Source organism: Corynebacterium sp., assembly GCF_012837295.1.
Lineage (GTDB): Bacteria > Actinomycetota > Actinomycetes > Mycobacteriales > Mycobacteriaceae > Corynebacterium.
The window spans coordinates 1-9827 of record NZ_DURI01000186.1 but is presented as its reverse complement, the minus strand read 5'-3'; the positions used below and the strand labels follow the sequence as shown (position 1 = coordinate 9827).

General features: G+C 70.9%; 8 protein-coding genes and 1 pseudogene. 8 read left to right on the top strand and 1 reads right to left on the bottom strand.

The window, feature by feature from the left end; all coding sequences use genetic code 11:
• The 8 genes and pseudogenes from GX015_RS06290 to GX015_RS06255 all read left to right on the top strand — a co-directional run.
• Positions 1–1008 (top strand): annotated as a pseudogene (locus tag GX015_RS06290) (DNA repair protein RecN); the annotation flags it as partial.
• A 69-nt stretch (positions 1009–1077) separates the two neighbouring features.
• Positions 1078–2262: a putative cytokinetic ring protein SteA gene (gene steA, locus GX015_RS06285; protein ID WP_291343665.1), complete on the top strand. Its 1185-nt coding sequence runs from the start codon at positions 1078–1080 to the stop codon at positions 2260–2262.
• Between the two features lie 15 nt (positions 2263–2277).
• Entirely contained in the window at positions 2278–3288 is a 1011-nt protein-coding gene (locus tag GX015_RS06280) for a copper transporter (protein WP_291343664.1), read from the top strand.
• 465 nt (positions 3289–3753) lie between these two features.
• Positions 3754–5478, top strand: a complete 1725-nt coding sequence (locus GX015_RS06275) for a CTP synthase (protein ID WP_291343663.1) — start codon at positions 3754–3756, stop codon at positions 5476–5478.
• 10 nt (positions 5479–5488) lie between these two features.
• A complete protein-coding gene (locus tag GX015_RS06270; RefSeq protein WP_291343661.1) occupies positions 5489–6190 on the top strand; it encodes an NUDIX hydrolase in 702 nt (233 codons plus the stop codon).
• Positions 6177–7130, top strand: a complete 954-nt coding sequence (locus tag GX015_RS06265; RefSeq protein ID WP_102214800.1) for a site-specific tyrosine recombinase XerD — start codon at positions 6177–6179, stop codon at positions 7128–7130. Before GX015_RS06270 ends, GX015_RS06265 begins: the two co-directional genes overlap by 14 nt.
• Before the next feature lie 128 nt (positions 7131–7258).
• Entirely contained in the window at positions 7259–8131 is an 873-nt protein-coding gene (locus GX015_RS06260) for a ParA family protein (RefSeq protein WP_046650680.1), read from the top strand.
• A gap of 79 nt (positions 8132–8210) precedes the next feature.
• Positions 8211–9035, top strand: a complete 825-nt coding sequence (locus GX015_RS06255; protein WP_291343666.1) for a segregation/condensation protein A — start codon at positions 8211–8213, stop codon at positions 9033–9035.
• Between the two features lie 57 nt (positions 9036–9092).
• On the opposite strand, the gene GX015_RS06250 is transcribed toward GX015_RS06255, so the two are convergent.
• Positions 9093–9827 (bottom strand): TrkA C-terminal domain-containing protein (locus tag GX015_RS06250; protein ID WP_291343657.1); only part of this gene is annotated, 735 nt, incomplete at its 5' end.

Here is a 9827-nt window from a genome sequence, read left to right as displayed (position 1 = left end):
GGCCCGGGTGCGATCGGCGCCGCGGCCGGCGGTCTGGGCGCCGACGACGAGGAGGGCGCCGCCGATCTGCTGGGCCGCGCGCAGCATGCGCTGGCCGCCTCCGGCGACTCGGAGCTGACCGATCTGGCCGAGCGCATCGGGGAGATCACCAGCGGGCTCACCGACGTCTCCGCTGGCCTGGGCGCGTTCTTGGAATCGCTGCCGGAGGAAACCGAGTCCCTCGACGGGCTGCTGGCCCGCCAGGCGGAGATCCGCAATCTCACCCGCAAGTACGCCCCCGACATCGACGGCGTGCTGGCCTGGCGCGACAAGGCCCGCCGGAAGCTGGGCACTCTCGACGTTTCCGGCGAGGCGCTGGAGAAGCTGGCCGCCGACGTCGCCGCGCTGGAAAAGAAGGTCCGCGCCGCCGCGAAGAAGCTGACGAAGATCCGCACCGCACTGGCCGCGGAGCTCGGCGAGCGCGTCACCGCCGAACTCAAGGGTCTGGCCATGCCCATGACCTCGCTGGTCGTGGAGGTCTCGGAGGCCGGGTCCTTCGGCCCCTCCGGCGCCGACGACGTCTCCTTCCTGCTTTCCGCGCACAAGGGCGCCGAACCCCGCCCGCTGGCCGGCAGCGCCTCCGGCGGCGAGCTCTCGCGCGTCATGCTGGCCCTGGAAGTCGTCCTCGCCGAGGGCGACGGCGGCCGCACCCTGGTGTTCGACGAGGTCGACGCCGGCGTCGGCGGCAGGGCGGCGGTCGAGATCGGGCGTCGCCTGGCACGATTGGCCGAGCGGAACCAGGTCATCGTCGTCACGCACTTGCCGCAGGTCGCCGCCTACGCCGACACCCACCTGCACGTGGCCAAGGACGTCGCCGAGGATGGCGTCGTCTCCGGCGTCGGGGCGCTGGACCGGGACCGCCGGATCGAGGAGCTCGCGCGGATGATGGCCGGCCTCGACGGCACCGAATCCGGTCGCGCCCACGCCACCGACCTGCTGGAGAAGGCGCAGGCCGACCGGAGGAAATAGGCGCGGCGCGTTCACAGGCCCCGGCGCGCCTCCACCGAACTTGCCGCGCCCGGCGGCAGACTGTGGCCCATGAGTCTGTTCTCGAAGAAGACCGCCGACGAACCCGGCATCACGGGCACCGTCCGCGATTGCCTGCGCTCCGACCGTGCGCTGAACAAGCTCGCCGAAGGCGACATCGTCGTCATCGACGCGCCCGACATCTCCCGCGTCCTCGCCCAGCGCGTCATCGACGCCAAGGCGAAGGCCGTGGTCAACACCGGTGCGTTCACCACCGGCGCGGTGCCCAACTTCGGGCCGCAGATGCTCATCGACGCCGACGTGGTGCTCGTGGAGAACGCGCAGCTGTCGGAGTCGTCGAAGCTCCGCGACGGCAAGGTCCACCGTCTCCACGAGGGCAAGCTGTACCTCGGCGACCGCCGCGTGGCGGCCGGCGACGAGGTGTCCATGGACAAGATCTCGTCCGACTTCGACGAGGCGCGGACGGGCATGGTCGACCGGCTCGAGGCGTTCTCCGGCAACTTCGTCGAGTTCGCGGCGACGGAATCGCCGCTGTACGTCGACGGCCTGGGCATCCCGGACGTCGAGACGGACCTGGACGGCCGCAAGGCGCTCATCGTCAGCGGCGGCGCGGGCCACGAGGCGACGCTGAAGAACCTCAAGGGCTTCATCCGCGAGTTCGACCCTGTGCTCATCGGCGTCGACGCGGGCGCCGACGCGCTGGTGGCGCAGGGTTACGAACCGGATCTGATCATCGGCGACCCGTCGGGCATCGGCGCGGACACGCTGCGCTCCGGGGCCCGGGTCATTCTCCCGGCCGACCCGGACGGCCACGCGCAGGGCCTGGAGCACATCCAGGATCTGGGCATCGGCGCGATGACGTTCCCGGCGTTGTCGGATTCGGCGACGGACCTGGCGCTGGTGCTCGCCGACCACCATGGCGCGACGATGATCGTCACCGCCGGGTCCTCGCTGGACCAGGGCGACGTCTACGCGGGCGCGGATCAGCAGTCTCTGCCGTCGGCGCTGCTCAGCCGTCTGAAGGCGGGCGACAAGCTGGTCAACGGCGACGTCGTGGCGGATCTGTACCGGGTCGAGGGCGGCGGCCTGCGCTTCATGTGGGCGCTGCTGGCGATCATCGTGGCGCTGGCGGTCATCATCGCCATCGCGGGCACGGCGGGCGATGGGTCGGTGGGAGAGAATCTTGTCGACACGTGGAATTCCATTGCCCTGTGGTTCCAGGGCCTGTTCAAGTAGTCCGGGGGAGAGACGATGGCGAAGAAGCGGTCGGGCGCGTGGAGCGCCGGCATCACGGGCGCGGCGCTGGGCGTGGCGGCGGGCACGGCCCTGGGGGCCTACGTGCTGGCGCCGGAGGGCGGCATCGAGTGGGGTGGCGAGCGGGCCGCCCAGGAACGCGACGCCGCCATCGTCGAGCGGGATGCCGCGAACACCCGCGCGGATGTGGCCAACGGCGTCGTGGAGGACTTGTCGGCGCAGGTCGTCGCAGGTTCGCTTGACGACGTCCCGGTGTTGCTCGTGACCACCCCGGACGCCGAGGCGGAGTCCGTGGACGCCATGGAGACGCTGCTGGGCGATGCCGGTGCGCCGGCGGTCACCCGCATGGGCCTGACAGAGAAGTTCCAATCGGCCGAGGGCGCCGACGAGCTCAAGGACGTGGTCACCAGCGCGTTGCCCTCGGGCACGGAGCTCGACGTCGATCGCCGCGACCCGGGATATCAGGCCGGCCAGGCGCTGTCGCCGGCGCTGCTGGTCGGCGAGGATGCCGAAGAGCGCGCGTCGATCGCCGACCGTCGGCTGCTGCTGGGGTCGCTGCGCGACGCAGGTTTCATCGAGTACGAGGACGGGACGATGCGGCCGACCGCGGCCATCGTCATCGTCACGGGGTCGGGCACCGGTCCCGATGGCGACGATGATGGGTCCGTCGGGTCGCGCATTCTCGCCGACTTCGCCGAGGCGCTGTCCGCCGACGGCACGGTCGTCGTGGCCGGGGAGCCGGAGTCGAACCGCGACGGCGGCGTCATCGAGGTGTTGAACGCCTCGGAGACCGCCGGTTCCGTGAAGACCCAGGCCGCCGTCGGCGACATCGCCGGCCGCGTCGGCGTGGTCCGCGCGATCGTCGAGGCCAAGGGCTCCGGCGCTCCCGCCGCCGAGGACGCTCCGGCCGAAGAGTCGCCCGCTCAGGGGACCCCCGCGGAAGAAACTCCGGCCGAAGAGGCTCCCGCAACGGAGGCTCCGGCCGAGGAAACCCCCGCCGCGGAGTAGTCGGCCATATCGGAGCCGACCGCCGACCAGTTGCTCACCCACCTGACCGCAGGGGATGAGTTGCTCGTTCGCGGGCCCGCAGCGGGGTGTTTTCCGTCCCGTCGCGTGTCCCCGACCCGTCCGTCGCACGCCCCTTGGTCGACAATTGCAGCCATTGGCCGGGTGAACGTCGGTAAAAGCCCAGGAGCTGAAATCGCGTGGCTGCATTTGTCGAATTCGCGCGGGGAGGTGGGCGCCCAGCCGCCCGGCGCGGCGTGTTACCGCCGTGTTTCGCGCCCATTACCCGGCCGTTGAATCTGGCGGACGCGGTGTGATGAGGCGCGAAAAGCGTCGTCAAGCATGTGTTTTCGCTTCCCGTGAGCCCGGCGCCCGCTTAGCCTGAAATCCCGTGGTCGGCACGAGACGGCCTGCGGCGCGGCCCCCGATGGGGCCCGCCGCCCGAGCGATACGCGGGAGATGATTGGCATGGCGAACGGGCGACATGGCGAACACGTGACGAAGTACATCATCGTCACAGGGGGCGTGGCGTCGTCGTTGGGCAAGGGCCTGACGGCGGCGAGCCTGGGGCGGCTGCTGACGTCGCGCGGGCTGCGCGTGACCATGCAGAAGCTGGACCCGTACCTCAACGTCGACCCCGGGACGATGAACCCGTTCCAGCACGGCGAGGTGTTCGTCACCGAGGACGGTGCGGAAACCGACCTGGACCTGGGCCATTACGAGCGTTTCCTCGACCGCGACCTGTACGGCGGGGCGAACGTGACCACGGGCAAGGTGTACTCGTCGGTGATCGCGAAGGAGCGGCGCGGCGAATTCCTCGGGGAGACGGTGCAGGTCATCCCGCACATCACGGACGAGATCAAGTCGCGGATCGTCGGCATGGACCGGCCAGGCGCCGACGGCCTGCGCCCGGACGTGGTGATCACCGAGATCGGCGGCACGGTCGGCGACATCGAGTCGCAGCCCTTCCTCGAGGCCGCGCGCCAGGTGCGCCACGACGTCGGACGCGAAAACATCCACTACCTGCACGTGTCGCTGGTGCCGTACCTGGGCCCGTCGGGGGAGTTGAAGACGAAGCCGACGCAGCATTCCGTCGCGGAGCTGCGCTCGATCGGCCTGGTGCCGGATTCGGTGGTGCTGCGCTGCGACCGCGTGGTGCCGGATGGCCTGAAGCGCAAGATCGCGCTGATGTGCGACGTCGACCTGGAGGGCGTCGTGTCGTGCCCGGATGCGGCGAGCATCTACGACATTCCGAAGGTACTTCACGACGAGCACCTGGACACGTTCATCGTGCGCCGGTTGGGGCTGCCGTTCCGCGACATGGACTGGGACCTGTGGGGCGGGTTGCTGGAAAAGGTGCACGAGCCTGAGCACGAGGTGACCGTGGCGCTGGTGGGCAAGTACGTGGATCTGCCGGACGCGTACCTGTCGGTGGCCGAGGCCATCCGGGCCGGCGGTTTCGCCCATGGCGCGAAGGCGGCGGTGAAGTGGGTGGCCTCCGACCTGTGCGAGACGCCGGAGGGTGCGGCGGAGCATTTGGCCGGGGTCGACGCGGTCGTCGTGCCCGGCGGCTTCGGCGTGCGCGGCATCGAGGGCAAGATCGGCGCGATCGCCCATTGCCGCGAACACCGGATCCCGCTGTTGGGGCTGTGCCTGGGCATGCAGTGCGCGGTGCTGGAGGCGGCGCGGCGCGGCGGCGTGCCCGACGCGTCATCGACGGAGTTCGACGAGGCCACGCCGTCGCCGGTGATCGCGACGATGGAGGAGCAGATGGCGGCGGTGTCGGGCGAGGCGGATCTCGGCGGGTCGATGCGGTTGGGCGCGTATCCGGCGACGCTGCTGGAGGGTTCGGTCGTCGCCGACGCGTACGGCGCCACGGAGGTGTCGGAGCGCCACCGCCACCGCTACGAGGTCAACAACGCCTACCGCGACGCCATCGAGTCAGCGGGCCTGGTCATTTCCGGCACGTCGCCGGACGGGCGGCTCGTGGAGTTCGTCGAGTACCCGCGCGACGAGCATCCGTTCTTCGTGGCCACCCAGGCCCACCCCGAGTACAAGTCCCGCCCGACGAACCCGCACCCGCTGTTCGCGGGGATGATCGGCGCGGCGCTGGGCGAGAGCGAGGGCACGGGCGAGGACGCGAACGAGAACTCGGCGCCGCGGGAGTTCGCGGAATCCGCGGCGCAGGGGTAGGCACGTAGTTATGACATCCTCGAATTCCGCCGCCGGTTCCCATTCCTTCGACGTCGTCGATTCCGAGATCCTCGTCGAGGCGCCCATCATCGCGCTGCGCCGGGACCGGGTGCGCATGCCGGGCGGCCGGATCGCGGCCCGCGAGATCGTGGAGCACTTCGGTGCGGTGGCGGTGGTGGCGCTGGACGATGACGGCCGCATTTGCCTGCTGCGCCAGTGGCGCCAGACGGCGCAGGACCGCCTGGTCGAGCTGCCCGCCGGCATCCTCGACGTCGCCGACGAGGATCCGCTCGTCGCCGCGCGCCGCGAGCTCGCGGAAGAGGCCGGCGTCGCCGCGGAGCGCTGGTCGGTGCTCACGGACATCTTCACCTCGCCGGGCTTCGCGGAGGAGACCGTGCGCGTGTACCTGGCCGAGGGGCTTTCCGACGCCGACCGCCCCGAACCCGAGGACGAGGAGGCCGACATGACCGAGTCGTGGGTCGACCTCGCCGAGGCCGCGGACATGGTGCTGCGCGGGGAGGTCGTCAACGCCATCGCCGTCGCGGGCATTCTGGCCGCGCACGTGACTCTGACGGAGGGGCGGGAGCGTCGTCAAGCAGGCGAACCGTTCGCGATCCGCCCCACCCGGCTCGCGGCCCGCCGCGCGGCGGCGCTGGGCCCGGACGCGGACCTGAAGCGGGTCCCGGAAGCGGGGGCGGATGACGACAACTGACCGGCCGACCGCCAGCGGCGCGCGCGCCGTGGCGGAGGCGTTCTTCGACCACCTCGCCGTGGAGCGCGGGGCATCGACGAACACGCTGGGCGCGTACCGGCGCGACCTGGCGAAGTACCTGGACTACCTGGACGGGCTGGGCCGCGGGGATCTGCGCGGAGTCACCGAGGCTGACGTGGGCGCCTTCGTGGCGCACCTGTCGCGCGGCGACGCCGACGCCGGGCAGCCGCCCATGGCGGCGTCGTCGGTGTCGCGGGCGCTGTCGGCGGTGCGCGGGCTGCACAAGTTCGCGCTCGGCGAGGGCGACGTCGACGCGGACGTGGCGGCCGCGGTGGCCCCGCCCAAGCGCGGCAGTTCGCTGCCGAAGGCGCTGCGGGTCGAGGAGGTCACGCGCCTCATCGACGCGATCCCCGTCGGGGAGGCCGCGGAGATCGCCGACGTCCGCGACCGGGCGCTGGTGGAGCTGCTGTACTCGACCGGCGCGCGCGTGTCCGAGGTGACGGGCCTGGACATCGACGACCTCGACCGCGAGGAGCGCCTGGTGCTGCTGCGCGGCAAGGGCGGCAAGGAGCGCATCGTTCCAGTGGGCGGGCCGGCGATCGAGGCCGTCGACGCGTGGCTGGTGCGCGGGCGCCCCGGGTGGGCGCGGGCGAATTCCGGGCCGGCGCTGCTGATCAACTCGCTGGGCCGGCGGATGTCGCGTCAGTCCGCGGCGAACATTCTCGCGTCGGTGGCGGAGCGCGCCGGGCTGGCCGGGAGGGTGTCGCCGCACACGCTGCGGCACAGTTTCGCCACGCATCTCCTGGAGGGCGGCGTCGACGTCCGGTCCGTGCAGGAGCTGCTGGGGCACGCGTCGGTGACCACGACGCAGATCTACACGATGGTCACGGCGGATAATCTCCGCAGGGTTTGGGCGGGTGCTCACCCGCGGGCGCGGTGAGCGCCGGTACAGTGGTCGCGAGAGGGGGCGTCCGCTCCCGGCGATGATCGGCACCGCCGACGCAATGGTGCGCCGATCCGCGGTGGTTCGCGCGGTGCGTGCGAAATGTCAAGGAAGAAGGGTTGACGGTGGCTGAGTCGGGCTTGTTCGACGCCGAGGGCATGCAGGTGGGCCTCACCGGCCGTCCGCTGCGCGAGCTGCCGGAGCCGAAGCCCCTGGAGTCCCACGGGCCCGCGACGATTCTGGCGATGTGCAACCAGAAGGGCGGCGTCGGCAAGACCACGTCGACCATCAACATGGGCGCCGCGCTGGCGGAGTTCGGGCGCAAGGTGCTGCTCGTCGACCTCGACCCGCAGGGCGCCCTGTCCGCGGGCCTGGGCATCCCGCACGAGGACCTGGATCTGACGGTCTACAACCTGATCATCGATTCGGACACCGACGTCCGTGACGCCATCCACCACACCTCAGTGCCGGGCCTGGACCTGGTGCCGGCGAACATCGATCTGTCGGCCGCGGAGATCCAGCTGGTCAACGAGGTCGGCCGCGAGCAGGCGCTGGGCCGCGCTCTGCGTCCGGTGCGCCGCGACTACGACTTCATCATCGTCGACTGCCAGCCGTCGCTGGGCCTGCTCACCGTCAATGCGCTGACCATCGCGCAGGGCGTGATCATCCCCATGGAGTGCGAGTACTTCTCGCTGCGCGGCCTGGCGCTGCTCACGGACACGGTGGGCAAGGTTCGCGATCGCCTGAACTTCGACCTCGAGGTCCTGGGCATCCTGGTGACCATGTTCGACCGCCGGACCCTCCACGCCCGCGAGGTGATGGAGCGGCTCATCGAGGTCTTCGGCGACACCGTCTTCGACACGGTGATCACCCGCACCGTGCGGTTCCCCGAGACCTCCGTGGCCGGCGAGCCGATCACCCGCTGGGCCCCGAAGTCCCCGGGCGCCGACCAGTACCGCAACTTGGCGCGCGAGGTCATCGAGCGCACCGGCGGGTAGAGGTTCGCCGTTGCTTGCCGACGAGCCGGTGCGGGAGCCGGGCGGCCCGGTGAATCCGGGCGCGGTGGCCCCTGAAGCGGTGCCCGCCGGTGCCGTGGCGGGCGAAGCAATCCAGGAGGAGCTCACCGGCTTCCGGGTGGCGCTGGCCAATTTCACCGGCCCGTTCGACCTTTTGCTGCAGCTGATCGGGTCCAAGAAGATGGACGTCACCGAGGTGGCGTTGGCGGCGGTGACCGACGAGTTCATCGCGTACACGCGCAGCCTCGACGCGGTGAACGATCTGGACGAGATCACCGAGTTCCTCGTCGTCGCCGCGACGCTGTTGGATCTGAAGACCGCCCGCCTGCTGCCGCGCGGCGACGTCGACGACGAAGAGGATCTGGCGCTGCTCGAGGCCCGCGACCTGCTGTTCGCCCGCCTGCTGCAGTACCGCGCCTACAGCCGGGTCGCCGATCTCTTCGCCGATTGGGCCCGCGTCGCCCCGCACCGGTACCCGCGTGCAACGGGCCCCGACCCGGGGTTCGAGGGGCTGCTCCCTCCCGTCGAGTTGGGGATGGACGCGCAGTCGTTCGCGGAGTTCGCGGCCGTCGTCATGCGCCCGAAGCCGCCGGAGGAAGTGGGCATCGGCCACATCCACCAGGTCGCCGTGTCCGTGCCGGAGCAGGCCGGTCGCATCCTCGACGCGCTGCGGCTGGCCGGAGAGGGAACGTGGCTGACGTTCTCGCAGCTGACGTCCGAGTGCCGCGTGTCCATGGAGGTCGTCGGCCGTTTCCTGGCGTTGCTGGAGCTCTACCGCGCCAAGGCCATCGAGACGGAGCAGGAGGAGGCGCTCGAGGAGCTCGCCATTTCCTGGACCGGCCTCGACGTCGATCCGGCCGTGGTCGCCGCGTCGAACTGGGAGTAGCCCGGCCCCGCGGGGGCGCGGCTAAACCAACTTGACCCGCATCAACGGCCTAAACAGCTACAGCAGCATCATGATCAGCACCTGCGCGGCGACGATCTTGCCGACCATCGCCACCGGATACACGGTGGTGTAGCCGCGGGCCGCGAGGTCGGTGCCGGACGCCGTGTTCAGGTACGCGATGACCGCCGGGTTGGTGGTGATGCCGGCCGCGACGCCGATGGACTCGTCGAACGTGAGCTTGCGCCACGCCATGAGCAGGGCGACCGTCGCGATTGCGCTGACCAGCGTGACCACCAGCCCCAGCCCGATGTAGAGGAAGCTCGTCGGGTCGGTGAGCGCCGACCGGAAGCCCGCACCCGCGGTGGTGCCGACGCCCGCCATGAACAGCGCCATGCCGAACGCCTCGAGAGTCTTCGTCGAGTGGTACGGCAACTGCCACCGCACCGGGCCCGTGCGACCCAGCGCGCCGAACACCAGGCCCGCGATGATGGGGCCGCCGCCGAATCCGAGCGACAGGGTGCCGCCGCCGGGCATGGGGATGGGGATCGCGCCCAGCGCCAGACCCAGCGCCAGACCAAGGGCAAGCGGCAGCAGATCCGGGCTGGCCAAGGACTTCTCGGAGTCTCCGAGGAACGCCCGGATCGACTCGATGCGCTGCTTCGGCGCGACCACGCGGACGCGATCGGACAGCTGCAGCCGATCGTCCTTGTCGGGGACGACGTCGGCGTCGCCGCGGCGCAGGCGGGCGATGGTGAAGCCGTGATCCTCCAGGATGCGCAGCTCGCCGATCGT